The organism is Vreelandella maris (genome assembly GCF_013371085.1).
GTDB lineage: Bacteria > Pseudomonadota > Gammaproteobacteria > Pseudomonadales > Halomonadaceae > Vreelandella > Vreelandella maris.
The window spans coordinates 44,237-66,392 of sequence record NZ_JABWCV010000016.1; the positions used below are offsets into that span (position 1 = coordinate 44,237).

23 protein-coding genes are annotated in these 22,156 nt (G+C 55.3%); 9 read left to right on the forward strand and 14 right to left on the reverse strand.

Annotated elements, in window-relative coordinates:
- Nucleotides 1-68: 68 nt before the first annotated feature.
- The 4 genes from serB to pgi form a co-directional block, all read right to left on the reverse strand.
- Complete coding sequence (gene serB, locus HUO07_RS14315; protein WP_176304156.1) at nucleotides 69-995, reverse strand: phosphoserine phosphatase SerB; 927 nt, start codon at nucleotides 993-995, stop codon at nucleotides 69-71.
- Nucleotides 996-998: 3 nt separating this feature from the next.
- Nucleotides 999-3,254, reverse strand: a complete 2,256-nt coding sequence (gene parC / locus HUO07_RS14320; RefSeq protein ID WP_176304157.1) for a DNA topoisomerase IV subunit A — start codon at nucleotides 3,252-3,254, stop codon at nucleotides 999-1,001.
- 6 nt (nucleotides 3,255-3,260) lie between these two features.
- On the reverse strand, nucleotides 3,261-5,156 hold the full coding sequence (gene parE, locus HUO07_RS14325) for a DNA topoisomerase IV subunit B (RefSeq protein ID WP_176304158.1): 1,896 nt from the start codon (nucleotides 5,154-5,156) through the stop codon (nucleotides 3,261-3,263).
- Between the two features lie 339 nt (nucleotides 5,157-5,495).
- On the reverse strand, nucleotides 5,496-7,178 hold the full coding sequence (gene pgi / locus HUO07_RS14330) for a glucose-6-phosphate isomerase (RefSeq protein ID WP_176304159.1): 1,683 nt from the start codon (nucleotides 7,176-7,178) through the stop codon (nucleotides 5,496-5,498).
- 130 nt (nucleotides 7,179-7,308) lie between these two features.
- On the opposite strand from pgi, the gene cmoA reads away from it, so the two are divergent.
- From cmoA to HUO07_RS14350, 5 genes are all read left to right on the forward strand, one after another.
- On the forward strand, nucleotides 7,309-8,052 hold the full coding sequence (gene cmoA, locus HUO07_RS14335) for a carboxy-S-adenosyl-L-methionine synthase CmoA (protein WP_176304160.1): 744 nt from the start codon (nucleotides 7,309-7,311) through the stop codon (nucleotides 8,050-8,052).
- 2 nt (nucleotides 8,053-8,054) lie between these two features.
- Nucleotides 8,055-9,080, forward strand: coding sequence for a tRNA 5-methoxyuridine(34)/uridine 5-oxyacetic acid(34) synthase CmoB (gene cmoB / locus HUO07_RS14340; protein ID WP_176304161.1), 1,026 nt, complete (start codon nucleotides 8,055-8,057; stop codon nucleotides 9,078-9,080).
- A 64-nt stretch (nucleotides 9,081-9,144) separates the two neighbouring features.
- Entirely contained in the window at nucleotides 9,145-9,459 is a 315-nt protein-coding gene (locus HUO07_RS14345) for a thioredoxin family protein (RefSeq protein WP_176304162.1), read from the forward strand.
- Between the two features lie 54 nt (nucleotides 9,460-9,513).
- Entirely contained in the window at nucleotides 9,514-9,696 is a 183-nt protein-coding gene (locus tag HUO07_RS21755) for a cyclodeaminase/cyclohydrolase family protein (protein ID WP_246286674.1), read from the forward strand.
- Nucleotides 9,689-10,102, forward strand: coding sequence for a cyclodeaminase/cyclohydrolase family protein (locus tag HUO07_RS14350; RefSeq protein WP_246286676.1), 414 nt, complete (start codon nucleotides 9,689-9,691; stop codon nucleotides 10,100-10,102). The genes HUO07_RS21755 and HUO07_RS14350 overlap by 8 nt, the downstream gene beginning before the upstream one ends.
- Nucleotides 10,103-10,166: 64 nt before the next feature.
- Here HUO07_RS14350 and HUO07_RS14355 read toward each other — a convergent pair whose 3' ends face one another.
- From HUO07_RS14355 to HUO07_RS14370, 4 genes are all read right to left on the reverse strand, one after another.
- Nucleotides 10,167-10,841, reverse strand: a complete 675-nt coding sequence (locus HUO07_RS14355; protein WP_176304163.1) for a zinc metallopeptidase — start codon at nucleotides 10,839-10,841, stop codon at nucleotides 10,167-10,169.
- Nucleotides 10,842-10,987: 146 nt separating this feature from the next.
- Nucleotides 10,988-12,106 (reverse strand): App1 family protein, encoded by a 1,119-nt coding sequence (locus HUO07_RS14360; protein WP_176304164.1) that lies wholly within the window; start codon nucleotides 12,104-12,106, stop codon nucleotides 10,988-10,990.
- On the reverse strand, nucleotides 12,106-12,669 hold the full coding sequence (locus HUO07_RS14365) for a type 1 glutamine amidotransferase domain-containing protein (RefSeq protein ID WP_176304165.1): 564 nt from the start codon (nucleotides 12,667-12,669) through the stop codon (nucleotides 12,106-12,108). The genes HUO07_RS14360 and HUO07_RS14365 overlap by 1 nt, the downstream gene beginning before the upstream one ends.
- A 111-nt stretch (nucleotides 12,670-12,780) precedes the next feature.
- The gene (locus HUO07_RS14370) at nucleotides 12,781-13,668 is read right to left on the reverse strand and encodes a helix-turn-helix transcriptional regulator (protein ID WP_176304166.1); all 888 of its coding nucleotides are present in this window, start codon (nucleotides 13,666-13,668) and stop codon (nucleotides 12,781-12,783) included.
- Nucleotides 13,669-13,806: 138 nt separating this feature from the next.
- Between HUO07_RS14370 and HUO07_RS14375 the strand changes: the two genes are divergently transcribed.
- From HUO07_RS14375 to HUO07_RS14385, 3 genes are read left to right on the forward strand one after another with little or no spacing between them, the layout of a single operon-like run.
- Nucleotides 13,807-14,511 carry an ABC transporter permease gene (locus tag HUO07_RS14375; protein ID WP_176304167.1) on the forward strand — a complete coding sequence of 235 codons (705 nt, stop codon included), beginning with the start codon at nucleotides 13,807-13,809 and terminating at the stop codon, nucleotides 14,509-14,511.
- Nucleotides 14,508-15,239 carry an ATP-binding cassette domain-containing protein gene (locus HUO07_RS14380; protein WP_176304168.1) on the forward strand — a complete coding sequence of 244 codons (732 nt, stop codon included), beginning with the start codon at nucleotides 14,508-14,510 and terminating at the stop codon, nucleotides 15,237-15,239. Before HUO07_RS14375 ends, HUO07_RS14380 begins: the two co-directional genes overlap by 4 nt.
- A gap of 53 nt (nucleotides 15,240-15,292) precedes the next feature.
- Nucleotides 15,293-16,102, forward strand: a complete 810-nt coding sequence (locus HUO07_RS14385; RefSeq protein ID WP_176304169.1) for an ABC transporter substrate-binding protein — start codon at nucleotides 15,293-15,295, stop codon at nucleotides 16,100-16,102.
- Nucleotides 16,103-16,184: 82 nt separating this feature from the next.
- On the opposite strand, the gene cysN is transcribed toward HUO07_RS14385, so the two are convergent.
- From cysN to HUO07_RS14415, 6 genes are all read right to left on the reverse strand, one after another.
- On the reverse strand, nucleotides 16,185-17,627 hold the full coding sequence (cysN, locus tag HUO07_RS14390) for a sulfate adenylyltransferase subunit CysN (RefSeq protein ID WP_176304170.1): 1,443 nt from the start codon (nucleotides 17,625-17,627) through the stop codon (nucleotides 16,185-16,187).
- A complete protein-coding gene (gene cysD / locus HUO07_RS14395) occupies nucleotides 17,627-18,649 on the reverse strand; it encodes a sulfate adenylyltransferase subunit CysD (RefSeq protein WP_176304171.1) in 1,023 nt (340 codons plus the stop codon). The genes cysN and cysD overlap by 1 nt, the downstream gene beginning before the upstream one ends.
- Nucleotides 18,650-18,789: 140 nt before the next feature.
- Complete coding sequence (locus HUO07_RS14400; RefSeq protein ID WP_176304172.1) at nucleotides 18,790-19,557, reverse strand: metallophosphoesterase; 768 nt, start codon at nucleotides 19,555-19,557, stop codon at nucleotides 18,790-18,792.
- Complete coding sequence (locus HUO07_RS14405) at nucleotides 19,557-20,003, reverse strand: DUF1249 domain-containing protein (protein ID WP_176304173.1); 447 nt, start codon at nucleotides 20,001-20,003, stop codon at nucleotides 19,557-19,559. Before HUO07_RS14405 ends, HUO07_RS14400 begins: the two co-directional genes overlap by 1 nt.
- Before the next feature lie 2 nt (nucleotides 20,004-20,005).
- The gene (locus tag HUO07_RS14410) at nucleotides 20,006-20,725 is read right to left on the reverse strand and encodes an NUDIX domain-containing protein (RefSeq protein WP_176304174.1); all 720 of its coding nucleotides are present in this window, start codon (nucleotides 20,723-20,725) and stop codon (nucleotides 20,006-20,008) included.
- 72 nt (nucleotides 20,726-20,797) lie between these two features.
- Entirely contained in the window at nucleotides 20,798-21,457 is a 660-nt protein-coding gene (locus tag HUO07_RS14415) for a hypothetical protein (RefSeq protein ID WP_176304175.1), read from the reverse strand.
- Between the two features lie 160 nt (nucleotides 21,458-21,617).
- On the opposite strand from HUO07_RS14415, the gene greB reads away from it, so the two are divergent.
- A complete protein-coding gene (gene greB, locus HUO07_RS14420; protein ID WP_176304176.1) occupies nucleotides 21,618-22,148 on the forward strand; it encodes a transcription elongation factor GreB in 531 nt (176 codons plus the stop codon).
- Nucleotides 22,149-22,156 lie beyond the last annotated feature (8 nt).

Sequence of the window (22,156 nt, forward strand, 5' to 3'; positions counted from 1 at the left end):
CATAAAATAAAAAGCGGGTGGTGCCGAAAAGCACCACCCGCTTTTTTACTTCCTACTCTTATACTGCTCTACGGTGTTAAATCCTGCTGCTGATAGCCGAGCAGGTAGAGCACACCGTCAAGACCCGATGTCGATATCGCCTGACACGCTTGGGCACGCACCAACGGCTTGGCCCGAAACGCAATGCCCATCCCCGCTTTGGCCAGCATTTTAAGATCGTTGGCACCGTCACCCACGGCTATCGTCTGATCGAGGCTAAAGCCCTGCCGGAATGCAATGACTTCGAGCAGCTCGGCTTTGCGCTCAGCATCTACGATTGGTTCGCTTACTTCGCCGGTCACTTTGCCATTTTCAATGATCAGCTCATTAGCATGGATCTCGTCAAAGCCAAGCTTCTTCTGTAAGTGGAGGGCAAAGTAGGTAAAGCCACCTGAGAGTATGGCGGTGCGATAGCCTAACCGCTTTAGATTGATCATCAGGCGTTCAACGCCTTCCATCAACGGCAACTCCTCAGCGATTTCCGCCAGCACCGACTCATCCAAACCGACCAGTTTGCTCATCCGCTCGCGAAAGCTCGCCTTGAAATCAATTTCCCCGCGCATGGCACGCTCGGTGACTTCAGCGACTTCTTCACCCACGCCATGGCGGCGAGCAAGCTCATCAATCACCTCAGCTTTAATCAACGTGGAGTCCATATCGAAACAGACCAAACGGGGCTGCACGTGATCGCGAGTATCAGGTTGGGCAACGATATCAATACCCAGCGTTTCACTCAGCAAAAGCGCGGCGTCGCGCACTGCTTTGCTATCTGCGTCACCAGACAAGCAGTATTCAATACAGTCGATGCCTTCACCTGACTGAAATGAGACATCGGCAAGCCGCTGGGTACTCTCCACGTTCAGATTAAACTGCGTAATGAGAGCATCTACCTGCGCTTGAATGTCGGCGGTTAAATCCGACGCTAGTACGGTTAGGATCAAATCACCGCGTGCCATTACTTACTCCCCTGCCTCTAGTCGATCTACTTTCTGGAAGCCGCGGGGCAGCTTGCTACCACGCCGACCACGCTCACCGCGATAGTATGCCAAGTCGTCGGCTTTTAGTGTCAGCTTGCGCTTGCCTGCATGGATCAACAGCGCATCACTGGCGGCTAGCACCACAATGCCGGTAACAAACTCCTCCCGGCGGGCGGCTCTTGGGCCTGGGATATCGAGCATTTTATTGCCCTTACCTTTAGACATCTCGGGTAACTGATCCAAGGGGAACAGCAGCAGTCGGCCCTCATTTGAAACAGAAGCCACCCACAGCTCCTCGTCGCCCTCAGGCACTTCCACTGGCGCCATGACATTGCAGCCCTTGGGCAGGCTAAGTACCGCTTTACCGGCTTTGTTTTTACCGGTGAGCGTATCAAGCCGCGCCACAAAGCCATAGCCGCCATCAGTGGCAAGTACGAAGCGCCGTTCCGGTGGCGCAAACATCAGCCCCGCCATTTTCGCTCCGGCGGCAACGTTAGCACGCCCGGTAACCGGCTCACCCTGGCCCCGCGCACTGGGTAAGTTATGCGCAGACAGCGTATAGGCACGCCCGGTATCGTCCAGTAGCACCAGCGGCTGGTTGGTTTTACCTTTTGCCGCCAGTTGGAAACTATCCCCGGCTTTATAGGAGAGCCCTTCGGGGTCGATATCATGTCCCTTGGCCGCACGAATCCAGCCTTTATCCGAGAGCACCACGGTAATGGGGTCAGCGCCTAACAGTTCTACTTCAGACAGCGCCTTGGACTCTGCCCGCTCAACCAACGGTGAGCGGCGCTCATCACCATGCTCTTTACCCGCTGCGCGAATCTCTTTTTCGATCAGCGTTGTGAGCTTGGCTTCGCTGCCCAGCAGACCTTCTAAATATTTGCGCTCTTTTTCCAGCTCATTCTGCTCACCGCGAATTTTCATCTCTTCGAGTTTGGCAAGATGACGCAGGCGCAGCTCTAAAATGGCTTCCGCTTGGCGCTCGGAGAGGCTGAAGGTCGCAATCAGCGAGGCTTTCGGATCATCCTCTTCACGAATAATGCGGATCACTTCGTCAAGATCGAGGTAGGCAATCAGCAGGCCTTCCAGGATATGTAAACGATCTTCGACTTTGCCTAGGCGGTGCTCTAAACGACGACGCACCGTGCTACGGCGGAACTGAAGCCATTCGCCTAGCATTTCCGGCAGCGGCATGACCCGTGGGCGCCCATCCAGGCCGATCACGTTCATGTTCACCCGCACGTTTTTTTCCAAGTCGGTGGTGGCGAACAGGTGCGCCATCAGCGATTCAACGTCAATGCGGTTGGAGCGCGGCTCAATGACCAGCCGGGTCGGCTCTTCATGAGTCGACTCATCGCGCAGGTCGGCCACCATGGGCAGTTTTTTGGCCTGCATTTGCGCGGCGATCTGCTCCAGCACCTTGGCACCGCTGACTTGGTAGGGTACCGAGGTAATAACGATATTGGCTTCTTCGCGGATGTAGCGGGCGCGCAGTTTGACCGAGCCGCGGCCTGATTCGTAGAGCTTACGCAGGTCCGCAGGCAGGGTAATAATTTCCGCATCGGTAGGGAAATCCGGCGCAGGCACGAATTCCATTAAATCGGCAGTGGTCGCCTTGGGGTTGCGCAGCAGATGGCAGGTGGCTTCGACGACTTCCGACACATTGTGCGGCGGAATATCGGTAGCCATACCGACAGCAATCCCAGTACCGCCATTGAGCAGCACATGGGGTAATTTCGCGGGGAGTACCAGCGGCTCTTGCATGGTGCCGTCGAAGTTGGGTGCCCAATCGACGGTGCCTTGGCCTAGTTCACCCAGCAGCACTTCGGCGAACTTGGAGAGTTTGGCCTCGGTGTAGCGCATGGCGGCGAAGGATTTGGGGTCATCAGGGCTACCCCAGTTGCCTTGGCCATCCACCAATGGGTAACGGTAGCTAAACGGCTGCGCCATCAGCACCATGGCTTCATAGCAGGCGCTGTCGCCATGGGGATGAAACTTACCCAGCACGTCACCAACGGTACGAGCCGATTTTTTGTACTTGGCGTTGGCATGCAACGCCAGCTCCCGCATGGCGTAAATGATGCGGCGCTGAACGGGCTTCATACCGTCGCCGATATTGGGCAGTGCACGGTCTAGAATGACGTACATCGAGTAATCGAGGTACGCTTTTTCGGTGTAGTCGCGCAGGGAGAGACGTTCGACGTCGCCCTCCGCTACTTGAATATCCATGGTCATCGGGGGTTATACCTCAATGTCTGCGAGGTTGCCGTAATCTTCCAGCCACTTTTTGCGATCACTGGCACGCTTTTTGGCCAGCAGCATATCCATCATTTCCATGGTGCCGTCGCCTTCCGTTAAAGTGAGCTGGACGAGGCGTCGAGTTTCCGTCGACATGGTGGTTTCACGCAGTTGCAGCGGGCTCATCTCACCCAGGCCCTTGAAGCGCTGGACGTTGGGCGTGCCACGCTTGTTAGCGAGCTGCTTGAGAATGGCGGCTTTTTCGCTCTCATCCAGGGCGTAATGCACTTCTTTGCCCAAATCGATGCGGTAAAGCGGTGGCATCGCGACATAGACATGCCCTGCATCCACCAAACTGGGGAAGTGGCGCACGAACAGTGCGCAGAGCAGCGTCGCGATGTGCAGGCCGTCAGAGTCGGCATCTGCGAGAATACAGATCTTGTGGTAGCGCAGCTTTTCCAGATCAGCGCTGCCGGGGTCGGCGCCAATCGCCACGGCGATATCATGAACTTCCTGGGAGCCGTAGATATCGTGAGTTTCCACTTCCCAGGTATTGAGGATCTTGCCGCGCAGCGGCAAGATCGCCTGGGTTTCACGGTTACGCGCCTGCTTGGCACTGCCACCCGCCGAGTCCCCTTCGACTAAAAACAGCTCGCTCTGAGCAGGGTCCTGACCGGAGCAGTCCGCCAGCTTACCGGGCAGCGCCGGGCCGGAAGTGACCTTTTTACGGGCCACTTTTTTGGCTTTTTTCTGACGATTTTGCGCCGCGCTAATGACAAGTTCGGCAATCGCTTCGGCCTGATCCACGTGGTGGTTAAGCCACAGCGAGAAAGCGTCTTTCACCACCCCCGATACAAAGCCAGCAATGGTGCGCGACGAGAGCCGCTCTTTGGTTTGTCCGGCAAACTGGGGGTCGAGCATTTTTACCGAGAGCACAAAAGAGGCGCGCTCCCAAAGGTCATCGGCGGTCAATTTAATTCCACGGGGCAGCAGGCTGCGGTATTCACAGAACTCCCGCAGCGCATCCAGCAGCCCTGAACGAAAGCCGTTGACGTGAGTGCCGCCCTGCGGGGTGGGGATCAGGTTGACGTAACTCTCCAGCAGCGCTTCACCGCCTTCCGGTAGCCATTGAACCGCCCAATCGACCCCATGTTCGTCGTCATTGAAGTGGCCAACGAAAGGTTCGCGGGGGAGCACTTCGTAGCCGTCGGTGGCTTCAACCAAATAGTCGCGCAGGCCATCGGCAAATTCCCACTCGGTGGTAGTGCCGTCGGGTTCGACCAAGGTGACTTTCAAGCCGGGGCAAAGCACTGCCTTGGCACGCAGCAGGTGTTTCAGTCGCGTTAGCGCGAGCTTGGGACTATCGAAGTAGCTTTCGTCCGGCCAGAAGCGCACCAGCGTGCCGCTTGCTCGCTTGGGGGCTTTGCCAATTTCATGCAGCTCTTCGACTTTCTCGCCGAACTCGAAGGCCATGGCATGGCATGCGCCATCGCGGGTGACTTCCACATCTAAGCGGCGCGACAGCGCGTTAACCACCGACACCCCTACCCCATGCAAACCGCCCGAGAAGCGGTAGCTCGTGGAAGAGAACTTACCGCCCGAGTGTAGCTTGGTAAATATCAGTTCAACGCCTGAGACACCGTGCTCAGGATGCAGATCGATCGGCATCCCTCGGCCGTTGTCCTGTACTTCGATCCCGCCGTCGCTATGCAGCACGACGTTGATCATGGTGGCGTGACCCGCCAGCGCTTCATCGACGCTGTTATCTATGACTTCCTGGGCTAAGTGATTGGGGCGTGTGGTGTCGGTATACATACCGGGACGCTTACGTACCGGCTCGAGCCCGGACAGGACTTCGATGGAACTCGCGCCGTACTGAGAGGCATCAAACTGGGTCATGTAACGTCGATTCCTGAAAAAATAGTGCTAGCAGCCTCGCTGGGCGTTATGTCAGTGGTTAAAAGCAGACGTTAAAAATAGAGTTCAGCAGTTTACAAAGAGCCACAGGATAGCGGAAAAGCAAAAAGCTGTATATCTAGCCATGCTTCATGCTTATTACCAGGGGCGCCGGGGATAGGTCGTAGAGGAGGTCGTTTGCCATGGCCGGAAAAGTGATCCCTTCAATTCCGGCATTTCCGCCATCCATGGCGGTCAGATGGCAAATGTAGCGCCCAAGGATGGGTTCACAGCGCCTCCTCGTAGGCCTGTCGCCGGGTTAGCCCCGGCTATCTCCTTAATTCACTCCTGCTCAGCCGCCCAAAATGCTTCAATCAATCCACGGCTGGAGGCATCCATACGCGATAGATCGCCCTGATGGTCGATAATCTTTTGAGTGTCCGTGGCGATCTGTTTACCTAGCTCAACGCCCCACTGGTCAAACGGGTTGATATCCCAAATTACCGCCTGAACAAACACTTTGTGTTCATATAGCGCGATAAGCGAACCCAGGGTAGCGGGCGTCAATTGGTCAAGCAGCACCGTGGTTGAAGGCTGATTGCCACGGTAGCGCTTATGCTCGGGCCGCGGGCCGTCATCTTCCAAGGCATCGTCGCCAAGCATGAGAACACGGGACTGAGCAAAGCAGTTCGCCAGCGACAAGCGGTGCTGGGCTTTAAGGTGGTGGCGGGTATCCGGATCTTCTACTTCGTCATAGCGCTTCAGCGGCGCTATAAAATCGCACACGACCGGTTGAGTGCCCTGGTGCAGCAGCTGATAAAAAGCGTGCTGCGCATTGGGCCCCAACTGCCCCCAGAGCACCGGGCAGGTAGAATAGTTAACGGGCTGACCTTGGCGAGTAACTGACTTGCCGTTGGACTCCATCTCTAGCTGTTCAAGGTAAGCGGCAAAGTACTCCAAACGCCCATCGTAGGGCAGAATAGAGTGCGCGCGAATGTCCAGAAAGTTGACGTTCCAGATCCCTGCCAAGCCGAGCAGCACGGGCAAGTTGTCTTCCATCGGCGCTTCGGCAAAGTGCCGGTCCATCTCGTGCGCCCCCGCTAGGAATTCTCGGAAATTATCCATCCCTACCACAAGGGCAATCGGCAAGCCGATCGTGCCCCACAGCGAATAACGTCCGCCCACCCACTCCCAGAAAGTCAATTGGTGGTCCGGAGTGATTCCCCACTCACTCATTTTTTCAGGGCTTGCCGAAACACCAATAAAATGCTGACGTACCACTAATTCAGCGCTAATCGGCGTCGCGCCATGCTGGGTTAAGCGGCTCAACAGCCACTCGCGAGCCGTGTTGGCGTTGGAGAGCGTATCGATAGTCGTAAACGATTTTGACGACAATACAAAGATAGTGGTTTCCGGGTTTAACCGGCTCAGATAATCCGCTAACTGCGAGCCATCCATGGTCGAGGCAAAGTGGACTTCGACTGGATGAACATCTTTGGGTCGGAAATCTGTCAATGCATGGGTAACCATTAACGGCCCAAGGTCAGAACCGCCGACACCTAGATTAACTACATGACGAATCGGCTTGCCGGTGGCCCCGCGCCACTGCCCGGCATGTAAACGGCTAACCAAACGCTCCATTTGGGCAAGGCTTTCGTGGACGGCGGTGACGATATCTTCACCTTCAACCTCCAGTGTCGCATTGGCGGGTAAACGCAGCGCCGTGTGCAGGGCTGGACGGTTTTCGCTGACGTTCACTCGCTTACCACTTAGCAGCGCCTCAATCGCCGAGGGTACACCCGCTTCGCTGGCCAGGGTAAACAGATGTTCAAGCGTATCGTCATCCCAACGCTGCTTGGAAAGATCTAACGTTAAGCCTGCTACCTGACGAGTGAAGCTTTCCCAGCGTGAGGGTTCGGTACCAAACAACGTTTTCAAGTGAACGTGCTGCAGCGTTTCAGCGTGATGCTTCAACGTCTGCCACGCAGGCAGCGTATCGGGGGTAGCGTTTGTTGCTGAAGCCATATGCCGTCTCCTGTGGCGTCGATCCTTGCAGTCCGTGTCTTTGCCAGACAGGTCTGTTCTGCGTTAACTCTGTTCTGTGTTAACAAGGGCGCGTAAACTACTCAGCCTCATTTACAATCCCGGCTTGCCCATGAGTGATGCATCTTACCGTGACGCTATCTTTTCGACACCCCTTGACCGCGTAGCGCGATTCTCTTTCGACGAAAAAGTGGTCGCTTGCTTTCCTGATATGATCCGCCGCTCGGTGCCAGGATACGGACAAATTCTTGGCATGCTGAGCCTGATTGCCCAGCGCCATTTGCGTCATGGCGCCCATGTGTATGATTTGGGCTGCTCGTTGGGCGCCTCGGGCTTGGCGTTAGCGGGCGCGCTGGCGCCAGACGCCTTTCGCTATACGGGCGTTGATCTCTCGCCCGCCATGGTCACCCAGGCCCGGCAAACCTTTGCCGACGAGTGCCCTGCGTATGCTATGCAGGTAGAAGAAGCTGATATTCGTACCCTGGAGTATGCACCTTCGGGCATGATCATTCTCAACTTTACGCTGCAGTTTCTCCCTGCCGCAGACCGCGATGCGCTGTTGGCAAGGCTTTACGCGGCGCTGGAGCCGGGTGGCGTCTTGATTCTCTCAGAGAAAACCGTGGATGCCGACGAGCGCGATAACGCCTGGCGGGTCGAGCGCTACCATGATTTCAAGCGTGCCAATGGCTATAGCGACCTGGAAATAAGCCAAAAGCGCACCGCCCTTGAAAACGTGCTGGTACCGGATACCCTCGACGCTCTTCATGGCCGCTTGAAGCAGGCTGGCTTTCCACGCTCGATGACCTGGTTCCAGTACCTTAACTTTGCCTCGCTAATTGCGTTTAAGGAGGGTTAAAGGTGGCGCTGTTACCCGACGATCATCGTGCGATTTATCAGGCGTTTTTGGATCAAGCAACCCTGGATGCTTCGCTAACACCCTGGCTTGCAAAGCTACCTAAGCAGTTAGCCCACGGGTTAGATCGTAACCGCCATGGCGACCTCTCCGCCTGGGAAAAGGCTGTTGCTAAACTGCCAGCGCTGCCCTCTGACAGGCACGTGGACTTAAACAGCGATACGGTCACCGTCGACCTTGCCCTGAGTGACAGCCAGCAGCGTCAGTGCTTTAACCTGCTAAGAAAGCTCGCCCCCTGGCGTAAAGGCCCTTTTCAACTGGGTGGCATTCATATTGATACCGAATGGCGCTCGGACTGGAAGTGGCAACGAGTGGCCCCGCACTTGGCACCGCTACAATATCGTAAGGTGCTCGACGTGGGTGGTGGCAGCGGTTATCACGCCTGGCGGATGGCCGGGGCAGGCGCGGCCTTCGTGCTGATCATAGACCCCTCGCCACGCTTTTACTGGCAGTTTCAGGCGGTACGCCACTTCGTCGGCGATGCCGATGGCGGAAAAACGCTGTTCTTACCGGTGGGCATTGAGGATGTGCCGGAGAACCTCGGTTTTTTCGATACGGTATTTTCCATGGGCGTGCTCTACCATCGCCCTGCGCCCCTGGAACATCTTCAACAGTTAAAATCAGCCTTGGCGCCCGGCGGCGAGCTAGTCCTGGAAACGCTGGTAGTGGAAGGCGACGAGCAGACCGTCTTCGTGCCCGGCGAACGTTATGCGGCCATGCCGAATGTCTACTTTCTGCCTTCTTCAAAAGCGCTCTGCCACTGGCTGGAACGCTGCGGCTTTACCAATGTGCGCGTGGTGGATGAGGCGGTCACTACGCTGGATGAGCAGCGCTCGACAGAATGGATGACCTACCAATCGCTGGCCGATTTTCTTGACCCGGAAGACCGCAGCCGCACCATTGAAAGCTACCCTGCACCGCGTCGCGCGGTGATAGTGGCGAATAAACCGGGTTTATCTCGTTTATCTTGATCATTCGCTAAACTAACCAGGCCTCCAGGGATGCGGGGCCTGTCATCCTCTCAGGAGAGAACACATGACCCTACCCGATAGCATCGTACCAAAGCGAAGCGAACTGGATGCCAGTCAGGGGGCGGTAGTGGTGGAATTTGGCACGCCCTGGTGCGGCTACTGTCGTGCGGCGCAGCCACTGATCAGGGAAGTGATTGATCAAACCCCTGGGGTACGCCATGTGCGAGTCGAGGATGGCAAGGGAAAACGACTGGGACGGTCATACAAGGTTAAGCTCTGGCCGACGCTGATCTTTCTAAGGGATGGCCAGGAACAGTCGCGCTGCGTGCGCCCCGAGACGCGCCAAGCATTGAAAACCGCACTTGAGCGCATTGTGTAAAGCATGAAACGTGCTGGGGTATAACCACTACCCTATGTAAAAAGGATAGGACGCATGCCGGATAACACCGCACCGCTCTGGGAGCACAGACTGAGCGATTTTCGCGACACCGTGGCCCGCGAGCCGATGCCTGGCTGCGGCGCCGTGGCCGTGGTGAGTGCCGACCTGGGCCTGGCGCTCGTGCTCAAGGGGCTGCACTTGAGCCAGCGCCACGACGCCGCGTCAGGCGTTGATTGATGAAGGTGCCTCACTTAAACAGCGCCTAGCGCCACTGGCCCAAGAAGATGTGGCCGCCTTTGAGGCATTTATGGCAGCCGTCGGCCGGGATGAGGAGGACGAAGGGCGTCAAAGCGCCCTTCATGCGGCGGCCGAAACTGCCGTTGAAGTGCCGCTGAAAACGGCGCAGCTGTGTGCTGCGGCGCTGGCACTGACGCGGCAGGCGGGAGAACACATCGAGCAGCAGTTTGTTAGCGACGCGCATGCTGGGGCTAGGTTGATTCATGCCTCGCTGCACAGCGTGCTGCTCAACGTGGATGCCAATGCCAGTCAACTCGGCAGCGACGACGCCCGTGACAGGGCCAGACTTTCCCGCGATGGCCTCGCTCAGCGTGCCGATGCGCAGCTGGCTGCGATCACTGGCTAGCGGCATCGATAGCAGCCCTGGGGCAGGATTTAACACAATCTACGGGCTGAAGAGATAGCGTTACTTACCGCCGCAAAATCACCAGCCAGCGGCTCAGATTCATTACGCTTGCCAGCGAAGCGGCCACGTAAGTAAATGCGCAGGCGGTGAGCACATGCCGGGCACCTGCCATGTCGGCAGGCGGCACGTACTCTTTCAACAGCGGTAGCGCCCGATTGAAGCTGGCATCGAACTCCACCGGCAGCGTCACTAGATGCACCACCGCTGCGGTGCCAAAGCTAATGACGGCCATGGCAATCACGATTGCCAAGCCTCCCGGCAGGCGTGTTAATAAAAATAGAAACGGTGCGGCCATCATCAGTAGAGCACCGAGTTTTTCGGCTTTTTGAGCTACGCTAACTAACCGGCTGCGCGCTATTAATGGCGCATACCCCTGATAATGCTGAATGGCATGCCCCACTTCATGGGCAGCCACGGTGACGGCGGTAAGCGAACGGCCATCGTAGTTATCCGGGGAAAGCCGCACGCAGCGTGTCTCAGGATCGTAATGGTCACCGAACTCCGTGCGCTCTACGCTAGCGCCCTCAACACCCAGGCGGCGTAGCAAATGATCGGCAAGTTCGGCCCCTGTACCGGGATAATCGTCACGGCCCTTCGTGTAGCGCTTAAGCACCCACTTGGCCCAGATATTTGGGAGCACAAAAACAGCCAGTGCAAAAATGATCAGTAGAATAACCATGGCAGTTCCTGTCCACAAAAAAGCTTTGTACAAACAACCATCTAAAAACAGCCGTCGTCAAACAAACTTCTCCGATGCGTAGCTTTTACCATGGGGGCTGGCTTGGCAACACTGTTAAGCGGACATATTGTTAGGCTGGATGGTTTTTAGGCGGGATTATTGCGGTGTTCTTCCACATCGCGCTTGACTGCCTGCAAACCATGAATAGAAATATCGCCCTGGGCGTGCGCATGTTCAGCAATCAGCACGCTATCGGCAGCTAGTACCAAATCACATTGAGTGCCGACCAACTCATCGCGCAACCGCTGAATCGCCGCCTCTCTTTTGGGGTCTTTATCCACTCGCCGTATATAAATGGCTTTAATACGGTTCGGGTAGGCTTTAACGATTTCAATGTACACTTCTGGATCATGCTGGCCGCTGTCACCAATTAATATACACGGCAAATCGTTGTAGAGGGTCAGCATGCGGTCGATCAATTCGCGTTTATGCTCTTCTGCACGCCGTGGCCAGGGACGGCGCCATGAGATACCCCATTCGCGTAAGAAAAGGATGGGGCCTACTGGGATACGATTGATCTGAAAAAACGTTTCGAGCATTTCGTAAATCGCCCAAGGCCCGCGTGAGACATATAAAATGGGCCGTTCGGCGCGCTCACTAACGCCTCGATACAACGCCTGATACAGCGATGCGACGCCGGGAAAGGCAGTGCGACGGTGGGGTTTTTTTACAAATAGGCGATAAAGCATTTTGAGCTTTTCTGCCACACCGGTAAACATAACGGTGTCATCGATATCGCTAATCACCAGCAAATCCGCTTCTGGCGGTGGCACGTAGACTTCTACATGAGTTCGCACCGTCGTTTGGTCCGCACGATGTACCAAAATATCAGCGCGGTGCCAGGAGACATCGATCGGCAGGGTATGACTGATCGGCAAATGGACATCGAAATAGCCATCGCGATCTGTGCTGACACAAAGCTGATTATCACCAATTCGAACCTCTACCTGCGCATCGGCAAGCCCGCGGCGAAAAACTCGTCGCGCGACATCAGCCGTATCACGCAACATACCATGGCGGGGAATCGCCTGCCCCAGGGCTGCTTGACGAAAAACCCTGCCCATGACAAATATTTCATTCTGGGAACCATAGCCGCGGTAAGGATGAACCACCATCCCCCCACGGCTACTGTCTCCTTTGATGGGTTTGGAAATAACGTGGACAAGCCTTTTGGCAAAGCTTGCCCACTGACGCAATAGCCCCATCAAGCGTGCTGACCGGAGTGACGACCTTCCTGCAATTCTTCGAGTAACTTGGTATTAAAGGCATCCAAGTCTTTTGGCGTACGGCTGGATACAAGGCCACTGTCGACAACGACGGGCTCATCCACCCATTCAGCGCCAGCATTAAGAAGGTCTTGTGCAACGCTAGGAACAGAGGTCATACGACGCCCTTCAACCACGCCTGCGTTAATTAAAATCCATGGGGCATGGCATATAGCGGCGACAGGCTTGCCTGCCTGGAAAAACGCTTTTACGAAGCTCAACGCTTCATCGTTAGTGCGCAGTTCGTCGGGATTGAATAAGCCACCGGGCAGAACCAGCGCGTGATAGTCAGACTCATTGACATCGGCAAGAGCTTTATCAGCCTCGTAGGTATCGCCCCACTCAGTTTCCGCCCAAGCGCGAATGCCCTTACCATCAGGCGTTACAATGTGAACCTCGACGCCCTCTTTCTGTAAGGCTGTACGCGGCACGCTCAACTCAGACTCTTCAAAACCAGCGGCGGCTAAAATAGCTACTCGTTTACCATTCAGTGCTTGTTTCATCATGCTCTCCTTTTCGTGATGATTTGCGTCAGTAACGCTTCACTATTGTGGCGCATATAGTAACAGCGTCAAGCTACCCTGCTAATCAATCAAGGCTATCGGGGGGGGGCGCTAGGCGTTATGTATAATCTTGCCTGTTTCAGCAATAGTGTAACCACCCAAATGGATTGAACGCTCTGCGAAACGGGCTTGTTGAGCAAACGCCATCAGCCGCTGTACGGCGGGTTCGAAATAGCTGCGCCGTTGCATAATTAAATCAAATGGCTCCTCGCAGAGAGGAACAAAACCTAATTGCTGGCGATGGGCCGCGGCTTCTACCCCCAGCCCCACATCGGCCTCGCCCTGGCAAATGCTCAATGCCAAATCATCTTCACTTAAAGAAGCATGCGGCGCCCAATTAAGCGCTGAGCTATCGATCCCCGCTTGCTGCAATAAAAAGCCAAGCAAGCGGGCCGCGCCCGCTTCAGGCTGACGATGCGCCACGCGCAAGTGTGGGCGTTTTAGGTCGTTGAGCGCCTTGATCTTCAGCGGATTATCAGTGGGCACGAGCAGCCCTTGACGTCGTGTGGCCCAGCGGACGATTAGCAGGTCACGCATTCCGCTTAAGCCGAGCGCACTGGGTTCGTTATAGCGCTGTGTTGATGGGTCCAGCAAATGGATACCGGCCAGCATGGCCTTGCCATCCAGCAGGCGACGCACGCCATCACCGCTGCCTTGGCACAGCATGGCCAAATCTGAACCACTTTCTCGCACGGCCCACTCTAATAGCGGATCCTGACTACCCGCCACCACTACCGGTACGGTTAACCGCTGCGCCTGATCCCCTTCCAAATGGCTCAGTACCCATAAATCGATCTGCTGACGTGGAAACAGCAATTTGCCGGTGACCCGGCTGCAGGGGATCTGACCCTGACTAACCAAGTCATACACCTTGCGCTCCTTCAGGCGCAGGTAGTCGGCGACTTCCGCAGTGGTTAAGTAAGCATGCCGTTCAGTCATCGCGATAAGCTCCTTCGCTGCGGTTACGCCATCAATGATTTTCCTTGCATAAGACTGCATCAATTTCAGTCTAGAGTGCAATCGGTCATTTTTGGGTACATTATGCCGATACGAACCTAATAACGACGCCAATACTCAATGTTGACTAGTGACAACGCCTTCAGCACTGCCCTCGCTTTGATTATGAGCATGGACAGCGCCTTAATCTCAATCGTGATGCTGTCGCTGCAGGTATCGCTAATGGCGGTTTTTATTGCCAGCTTGCTCGCACTTCCGCTGGGTGCCGCTCTCGCGCTGTGGCGCTTTCCGGGGCGCAACGTGGTGATTGTGGCCCTTAATGCCCTGATGGGCTTACCACCGGTGGTTGCGGGGCTGTGCGTTTATTTGCTGCTTTCACGCGCTGGGCCGCTGGGTGAATGGGGTTTGCTGTTTACCCCCACGGCGATGGTCATCGCGCAAGTCATTCTCGTTCTACCGATTATCGCCGCCCTAACCCGCCAACAAGTCGAGGCACTCCACGGCGAGTATGCCGAGCAGTTGAACTCCTTTGGCTTAACGCGTAGCCGGATGATCCCTACCCTGCTTTGGGATGCCCGTTTTGCGCTTATGACCGTCATTTTAGCGGGCTTTGGCCGCGCCAGCGCTGAGGTGGGCGCGGTGATGATTGTAGGCGGCAACATCGATGGCGTGACCCGTGTCATGACTACCAGCATTGTGCTGGAAACCAGCAAAGGTAACTTGCCCATGGCGCTAGGGCTGGGAATTATTCTACTCGGATTAGTCACCATGATTAATGCAATTGCTCATGTCATCGGTGAGACGGCAAAAAGGCGGCTGGGATGACGATATATCAAGCGCCCCCCGTTGCCACGCTGCAACTGGAAAACGTCAGCTTTGTGCACCGGGGCAGCACGCTGCTCAAGCCGACCACACTGCAACTGGCGGGCTGCCACCGAACACTCATCATGGGCCCTAACGGCGCGGGTAAAAGCCTGCTGATGCGTCTGTCCCACGGCCTTCTCACGCCCACTAGTGGCTCGGTGCACTGGCAAAGTGAACCACCTGCTCAAGCGATGGTGTTTCAACGCCCAGTGCTACTGCGCCGCTCGGCGCTGGATAATCTCACCTATGTGCTAGCGATCAACAATCCCCCACGCCCCGAGCTAAAAGGATTATCCCGCAAAGCGCAGGCGATGAGCGCGCTTGAAAAGTTTGGCTTGGCGCCGTTGGCCAAACGGCCTGCACGGGTGCTTTCCGGTGGCGAACAACAGCGTTTGGCGCTGGCACGGGCCTGGCTGCTCAACCCGCGCGTACTATTTTTAGACGAACCCACCTCTGCCCTCGACCCGGCGGCTATCAAAGCAGTGGAAGATGCGGTGCTTGAGTTCCATCACAGCGGTACCCGTATCGTGATGACTACCCATGATTTACATCAAGCACGTCGCTTAGCCAACGATGTGCTTTTTTTGCATAACGGCGAATTACTCGAACATACCCCAGCCAATGTTTTTTTTACTGCCCCCTCTTCACCCGAGGCAGGGGCATTTATTCGGGGTGAGCTGGTTTGGTAACCCTGAAAAGCATGAACTCTGTGACTAATCAAAAATGAGCAAGGAGCAATAAAATGAAGAAAGCCACCGCATTGATAACGGCAGGCGCCCTGGGTATGACTTTTAGCGGCACGCTGATGGCGGCCGATGATTACATCACCCTGGCTTCCACCACCTCCACTGAAAATTCAGGTTTGTTCGACGCGATCATCCCCACCTTCACCGAAGAAACGGGCATCGAAGTTCGTGTGGTGGCTGTCGGTACGGGTCAAGCGTTTGAAATCGGTCGCCGTGGCGATGCCGATAGTCTTTTAGTGCATGACACTGCGGGTGAAGAGAAGTTTGTGGCGGAAGGCTATGCCACTGAACGCCTGAACGTGATGTACAACGACTTCGTTATCGTTGGGCCGAGTGATGACCCGGCGGGCATCAGTGACAGTGAAAACGTCATTGAGGCCATGCAGCGCATAGCGGAAAGCGAGTCCCCGTTTGCTTCGCGCGGCGATGACAGCGGCACTAACCGCGCTGAGCTGCGTTTGTGGGAAGATGCGGGAGTGACGGCTGAGGGCGAGTGGTACCGTGAGCTGGGCAGCGGCATGGGGCCGACACTGAACACCGCGGCGGGTATGGATGCCTACACGTTTACCGACCGTGCCACCTGGGTCGCGTTTGAAAATCCTCAGGATTTGACGCTGCTGTTTGAAGGCGACGAAGCGCTGTTTAACCAGTACGGCAGCCTACTGCTTTCTGAAGAGCGCCACCCAGACCTGAAACACGATCTTGCAGCGCAGTGGCACGAGTGGCTGGTCTCTGAAGAAGGTCAGCAAGCGATTGCGGATTTTGAGGTAGACGGCCAGCAGCTGTTTTTCCCTAACGCTGAGTAGTAGTTAAGCTCACCCAAACACAACGGCCCGCTTTAAAAGCGGGCCGTTGTGTTTTGCGTTGTACTGCTGTGAGTCAAAGCGCTTAGCGGTTGAATAAACCGCTGATATCTTTGGCTTCCCAGTGTGGAAAATGCTTACGCACCAGCGCATTCAGGTCGCGTTCAAAGGCGGCCCAATCGGTTGACTGCGTGGCAGTGCCTACCTCACTTGCCGTGCCGCGAATCATCCCGGCGCCTACGGTGACATTGGTCAGACGATCAATGATGATAAAGCTGCCGGTGCCAGGGCTGGTGCGATAATTATCCACCGGAATGGCCGCGGTCAATTCCACATCACAGCGGGCAATCGCATTAAGGCCCAGCGAATGCGTCGTATGCTTTTCCAGCGTGTTGACATCGATTTGGTAATCAATGGCGCTTACCTGCCCGGAAAGATCGCGCGTCGCCAACTTAAAATCATAAAGCTTGCCTGGCGTTAACACGTCTTCGTGCATCCAGACAATATCGGCTTTGAAAGTATTGGAAAGCGGTAATTCGCTATCCGCTGCCACCAGCCAATCACCGCGGGAGATATCGATCTCGTCTTCCAAGGTCACAGTAATTGCTTGGCCTGGATAAGCGGCGGCAAGATCACCATCGTAGGTAACGACCCGCGCCACGGTAGAGGTTTTGCCCGAAGGTAACACCTTGACCGCCTGCCCAGGGCGAATGACACCTGCAGCCAGGGTGCCGCAGTAGCCACGAAAATCGAGATTGGGCCGGTTAACGTACTGAACCGGTAAACGCAGATCGCTGAGGTTCTGATCGCGTGTGATCTCGACACTCTCTAATAGCTCGATCAGCGTTTCCCCTTGGTAATTGTTGGTAAAATACCAGGGTGTTTGTTCGCTGCGATTCACTACGTTGTCGCCGTTGAGCGCCGACATTGGCACAAAGCGAATATCCGGCGCTTGCAGGTTCTCAGCAAAGGCACGGTATTCTGCAACAATTTCATTAAAACGCTGCTCGGAGAATCCCACCAGATCCATCTTGTTAACCGCAATCACCAGATGCTGAATACCCAGCAGATCGGCGATAAAGCTATGGCGCCGGGTCTGAGTCTGCACCCCGTAACGGGCATCAATCAGAATAATTGCCAGACTGGCCGTTGAAGCACCGGTGGCCATGTTGCGCGTGTACTGCTCATGCCCAGGCGTATCGGCAATAATGAACTTGCGCTTATCGGTGGAGAAAAAGCGGTACGCCACATCGATGGTGATGCCCTGCTCGCGCTCTGACTGCAAGCCATCCACTAATAGCGCCAAATCAACGGTATCACCGGTAGTACCGCTGGTTTTAGAGGCCTGAGTGATCGCCGCTAGCTGATCTTCAAAGATCATTTTTGAGTCATGGAGCATGCGACCGATTAGCGTCGATTTTCCGTCGTCCACGCTGCCGCAAGTAATAAAGCGCAGTAGATCTTTGTTTTCATGCTCGTGTAGGTACTGCTCGATATTATCAGCGATTAAATTGGATTGATGAGACATTAGAAGTACCCCTCGCGCTTTTTCTTCTCCATCGAACCCACTTGATCGCGGTCAATGGCACGACCACTTCGCTCACTGGTTCGGGTCAGCAGCATCTCTTGAATAATTTCCGGAAGCGTCGCAGCTTCGGATTCCACAGCGCCGGTCAGCGGGTAGCAGCCTAGCGTTCTAAACCGCACCGACTTCTCTTCCGGCACTTCACCAGGCGCTAAAGGCAAGCGGTCGTCATCGACCATAATCTGCATACCGTCGCGCTCGACTACCGGGCGCTTGGCAGAGTAGTAAAGAGGCACGATGGGGATCGATTCCAGATAGATGTACTGCCAGATATCCAGCTCGGTCCAATTGGAGAGTGGGAATACGCGGATCGATTCGCCTTTATTGACCTTGGCGTTATACACGTTCCACAGCTCAGGGCGCTGATTCTTGGGATCCCAGCGGTGGTATTTATCGCGAAACGAGTAAACGCGCTCTTTGGCACGTGAAGCTTCTTCATCGCGGCGGGCGCCACCAAAGGCTGCATCAAAACCGTATTTATCCAACGCCTGCTTGAGCGCCTGGGTTTTCATGATATCGGTGTATTTGGCACTACCGTGGTCGAACGGGTTGATATTGGCCGCCCGCCCCTCTTCGTTGGTATGCACGATTAGCTCCATACCCGCTTCTTCTGCCATGCGGTTACGAAACTCGATCATTTCGCGAAATTTCCAGGTTGTATCTACATGCATCAGCGGGAATGGCGGTGTACCTGGATAAAAGGCTTTACGCGCTAGATGCAGCATGACCGACGAGTCTTTACCTATGGAGTACATCATCACTGGGTTGGAGAACTCAGCGGCGACTTCACGGATAATATGAATAGATTCGGCTTCTAATTGCTTGAGGTGGGTCAAGCGCGCGGCATCAGGAGCACTAAAAGCCTCCTGCTGTGGCGCTGAAGATCGCGTCTCTGAAGAACTTGCCTTTGAAGACTGCTCTTTTGAAGACCCTTCCTTTAAAGACAGTGTAGACAATTGGGTCATAGCCCCTTACCTCGCAAGAACAAGCTCGTTACACAAGCTAGAAGTATTTTATGTTCGAATGCGGGTAGGGTAACGCCGAGACGATAATAACCCAAAAGAATTAATAACTATCTTTTTATTCCTTAATCACCTAACGAAGACTAAGTAAGGGAACAGATCTGGCAATCAATACGCTCAATCCAGCTCTGCCACTCGCTGCCTAGGCGCTCACTCCACTGTAAATCGATAACGCGGTAGCCAGGGCGGGATGCTTCATCAATAGCGAAGTGCTCGGCACCGGGCAGGAACTGATCCGCCATGGCTGGGCAACCGTAAACGTCAATAGTGGTCTCACCCACGCTGCGGTGTTCGGCGTAGGCTTGATGTACATGGCCAAACAGGATGATGTGAACGTGCGCATGTTTGCTTAGCAGCGCCCAAAAAGCATCACGATCCTGAAGGCCAATGGCATCCATCCACACTGCCCCCACATTCACCGGCGGGTGGTGCATGGCAATCAAGGTTGGTCGAGTGTCCGCCTGCAAGCGTTCCGCTAGTGCAGCAAGCTGCTCACTCCCGAGTTCACCGTAAGGTTTGCCCTCTACCTGGGTATTGAGCAGCAGGATGTGCCAGGCATTCAAGTCGACTTCATCCACCAGCGGACGCTCGGCAGCCATAAACTCGGGCTGATCGTGATTACCTGGCAGCCAGTACCAAGGGCAAGGCAGCTGCTCCATCGCCTGAACCGCCAAGGCGTAAGAAGCAGAGGATTCATCCTGGCTGATATCACCCGTAAACAGCACGATTTCAGGTTGCTCATCTACAACCGCACTGATTACCTGCTGAAACTGCCGCCAAGGAATACCTGCACGGGAACGTGCCTCGGTGTCCGCATAGAGATGGGCGTCGGTAATCTGAACCACACGCATCAGGGCATCTCCGGCACGTCAATGGTGTGGCCGTGGGCAAGGCCGTGAGCCAGCCACTCACCCAAGAAGCGGTTGAGCTGGAGCTTTTCATCCGGTTGGTGCATCCGCGCATTGGGGTACCGGTAGCGGCCACTAAAATGGCGCTCGCGCTGAAAGTCGGTCACTTCCGCCATGCGGACATCGTGATAGAGATGCACGCGCATGCGCGGCCCCTCAATAACGGTGTCTAACGGGCCAGTCTGGGAAACATTCACCATGGTGGTATAAGGCGCCTGCTCTTGAATATAGAGGTGCAGGTCACCGAAATGCTGTTTATCACCGCGCAGGGCAATATCACGTCGCTGGCCGGCCTCCATATCGCCCACCAGGCGCACCAAACGCAAATAATTGGCGCTGCACTCCCCTTGGAGCGATTTTAAATCGGTGACATAGGCCGTTCTCGCCATATTCACTCCTCGTTTGTTTCGCTTTGTGTCATCGCCTGCTGTGAAACGGCGCGAAGTGAGGCTCGTTGACTATTAAGCCAATGTAGCCCAATCAGACACATGGCGTTGTCGAGTCGTCCTTGCGTCAAGAGTTCCCAGGCATTGGCAAACGGCATGACATGCACCCGAATGTCCTCATGCTCTTCGTCTAAGCCATGAATCCCGCCTAGCCCTTGGCAATCCACCAGACCACAAAATAGGGTCACTTGCTCGTTGCAGGCGCCGGGACTTGGATAATAAGTGTGTAATTTGGTCAGTTCGGCCACTTTACAACCCGCTTCTTCCCACGCTTCACGGCGGGCCACGCCTTCCAGCGACTCGCCATCTTCCACCAAGCCCGCCACCAGTTCGAGCTTCCAGGGAGACACGGCATCATCGATGGCGCCTGCGCGAAACTGCTCAATCAATACCACTAAATCGCGGGCGGGGTCGTAAAGCAGCACACCCACTGCATCAAAACGGCTGTGTACTTCTCGGCGTATTGGTTCGCTCCAGCCACCTTCGAATAGGCGGTGACGAAGCTCTAGGCCTTCTAGGCGGAAAAACCCCTGATGCAAAGCCTCACGCTTGAGCAGCTCAACATCACCGCGCTTTAACTGCGGAACGCTAAGTGATGTGCTTCGAAAAGGGGCCTTTTGAGATGGAGAATTTCCAAACTCAGCGTTTTTAGGGCTAGACGCCATGGGGCACTCCCGGTGGTGACAATCGCTCTATTATCAGTGCTTGCCACCGGGAATGCCAATCCAGTTAGCGGATTAAAGCTGATTGAGTAGCGTCTCGGCATCTCGACGCAGCGCTTCATCCGAGACTTGCCGGTTCTCGCGAGCAGTGCCGTTAACCGCCCGCTGGGCGTGCTCACGCGCTGCCTGCTCATTGCCCTCTTCTTTCAAGAAAGCGGCATAGTAGTAGTTAACATCGATACCGTCCGGGCGGATTTCCAGGGCACGCTGAAACATGCGTTCAGCCGTCTCGCTATTACCGAAGCCCAGTGGCCGACCCGGCGCGCGGTCGTAAAGCGCGCCTAGCGTGACGTAGGCCGAACCGCTCAACCCTTGCGGATTGATTTCAATCGCTTCCTCTAGCGCATCGCGCGCATCACCTGCAGTTCCCAACGCACCCAAGCCACCCCTTTCCCGGGCATAGGAGGCCAAAATAATGCCCTGCCAGACAAGTACATCTGCTTCATCTTTGTGCTGTTCAGCCAATTGTTCCACTTCGCCTGCCAACGCTTTCAACGTACTTTCCCGCTCATTGGCAGGCATTTCTGTCACGGTATGCTCCCAGCGATTTTTCAGTGAAAACAGCTCGCCTTCGAAGGCGGTCGCGGTCAACGGTGACAGTACCAGTACGGTACCCATCGCGGCGGCGATCAGGGAACGTGGTAAAGACATGGGTAATAAAGAGAGACTTCGCATACATGCTCCTGAATTATTATTGTCCAGCGTAGCCCCACCAATGGTGGGCCTCTCACATAATGTAACGAACGTTTGAATGATTCGCCAGTGGTATGTTGCTTGGTATGCTTCGCGCAATTAACGTAAAGTAGGTAGCTCGAAACACGAAGGGGAACAGGTAATGAAAGGCCGCAACATGACCCGCTGGCGCGATCCAGCCAAAGACCCGCGTCAAGCCCCTAAGAGCAATCTGATCACCCCGGAAGGGGCGTCACGTCTGCGCGCTATACTGGATCATCTTTCTCGGGTTAAACGCCCGGCCCTTTCAGAGAAAGTCGGCGAAGCCGCCGCTCAGGGCGATCGCAGTGAAAACGCCGATTACACTTATAATAAGAAAGAGCTAAACCGCGTTATTGCCCGGATTACCTACCTGATAAAACGTTTAGATGAACTTCAAATTGTCGATCGGCTGCCTGCCGATACTAGCAAGGTATTTTTCGGCGCCTATGTGAGCCTGGAAGATGAAAACGGCGAGCAGGTACATCTCAGAATTGTTGGCCACGATGAAATCGACACTAAAAAACGCTGGATCAGTATCGATGCCCCCATGGCCAAGGCCCTGCTGAGCAAGCAGATAGGCGATGAGGCGAAGGTACTCACCCCCAATGGTGAGATGTTTTATACCATCACCGCCCTAGAATACACAGGCTGACCGCCCTT

Bases quoted from the DNA above. Each gene is read 5' to 3' on its own strand.
- HUO07_RS14370 (WP_176304166.1), bottom strand. From the start codon at position 13,668: ATGACTGAACGGCATGCTTACTTAACCACTGCGGAAGTCGCCGACTAC.
- HUO07_RS14405 (WP_176304173.1), bottom strand. From the start codon at position 20,003: ATGGCGAGAACGGCCTATGTCACCGATTTAAAATCGCTCCAAGGGGAG.
- HUO07_RS14385 (WP_176304169.1), top strand. From the start codon at position 15,293: ATGAAGAAAGCCACCGCATTGATAACGGCAGGCGCCCTGGGTATGACT.
- cysN (WP_176304170.1), bottom strand. From the start codon at position 17,627: ATGTCTCATCAATCCAATTTAATCGCTGATAATATCGAGCAGTACCTA.
- HUO07_RS14355 (WP_176304163.1), bottom strand. From the start codon at position 10,841: ATGGTTATTCTACTGATCATTTTTGCACTGGCTGTTTTTGTGCTCCCA.
- HUO07_RS14360 (WP_176304164.1), bottom strand. From the start codon at position 12,106: ATGGGGCTATTGCGTCAGTGGGCAAGCTTTGCCAAAAGGCTTGTCCAC.
- HUO07_RS14345 (WP_176304162.1), top strand. From the start codon at position 9,145: ATGACCCTACCCGATAGCATCGTACCAAAGCGAAGCGAACTGGATGCC.
- pgi (WP_176304159.1), bottom strand. From the start codon at position 7,178: ATGGCTTCAGCAACAAACGCTACCCCCGATACGCTGCCTGCGTGGCAG.
- cmoA (WP_176304160.1), top strand. From the start codon at position 7,309: ATGAGTGATGCATCTTACCGTGACGCTATCTTTTCGACACCCCTTGAC.
- HUO07_RS14415 (WP_176304175.1), bottom strand. From the start codon at position 21,457: ATGCGAAGTCTCTCTTTATTACCCATGTCTTTACCACGTTCCCTGATC.
- HUO07_RS21755 (WP_246286674.1), top strand. From the start codon at position 9,514: ATGCCGGATAACACCGCACCGCTCTGGGAGCACAGACTGAGCGATTTT.
- HUO07_RS14365 (WP_176304165.1), bottom strand. From the start codon at position 12,669: ATGAAACAAGCACTGAATGGTAAACGAGTAGCTATTTTAGCCGCCGCT.
- greB (WP_176304176.1), top strand. From the start codon at position 21,618: ATGAAAGGCCGCAACATGACCCGCTGGCGCGATCCAGCCAAAGACCCG.
- HUO07_RS14380 (WP_176304168.1), top strand. From the start codon at position 14,508: ATGACGATATATCAAGCGCCCCCCGTTGCCACGCTGCAACTGGAAAAC.
- parE (WP_176304158.1), bottom strand. From the start codon at position 5,156: ATGACCCAGTTTGATGCCTCTCAGTACGGCGCGAGTTCCATCGAAGTC.
- cysD (WP_176304171.1), bottom strand. From the start codon at position 18,649: ATGACCCAATTGTCTACACTGTCTTTAAAGGAAGGGTCTTCAAAAGAG.
- serB (WP_176304156.1), bottom strand. From the start codon at position 995: ATGGCACGCGGTGATTTGATCCTAACCGTACTAGCGTCGGATTTAACC.
- HUO07_RS14375 (WP_176304167.1), top strand. From the start codon at position 13,807: ATGTTGACTAGTGACAACGCCTTCAGCACTGCCCTCGCTTTGATTATG.
- parC (WP_176304157.1), bottom strand. From the start codon at position 3,254: ATGACCATGGATATTCAAGTAGCGGAGGGCGACGTCGAACGTCTCTCC.
- HUO07_RS14400 (WP_176304172.1), bottom strand. From the start codon at position 19,557: ATGCGTGTGGTTCAGATTACCGACGCCCATCTCTATGCGGACACCGAG.
- HUO07_RS14410 (WP_176304174.1), bottom strand. From the start codon at position 20,725: ATGGCGTCTAGCCCTAAAAACGCTGAGTTTGGAAATTCTCCATCTCAA.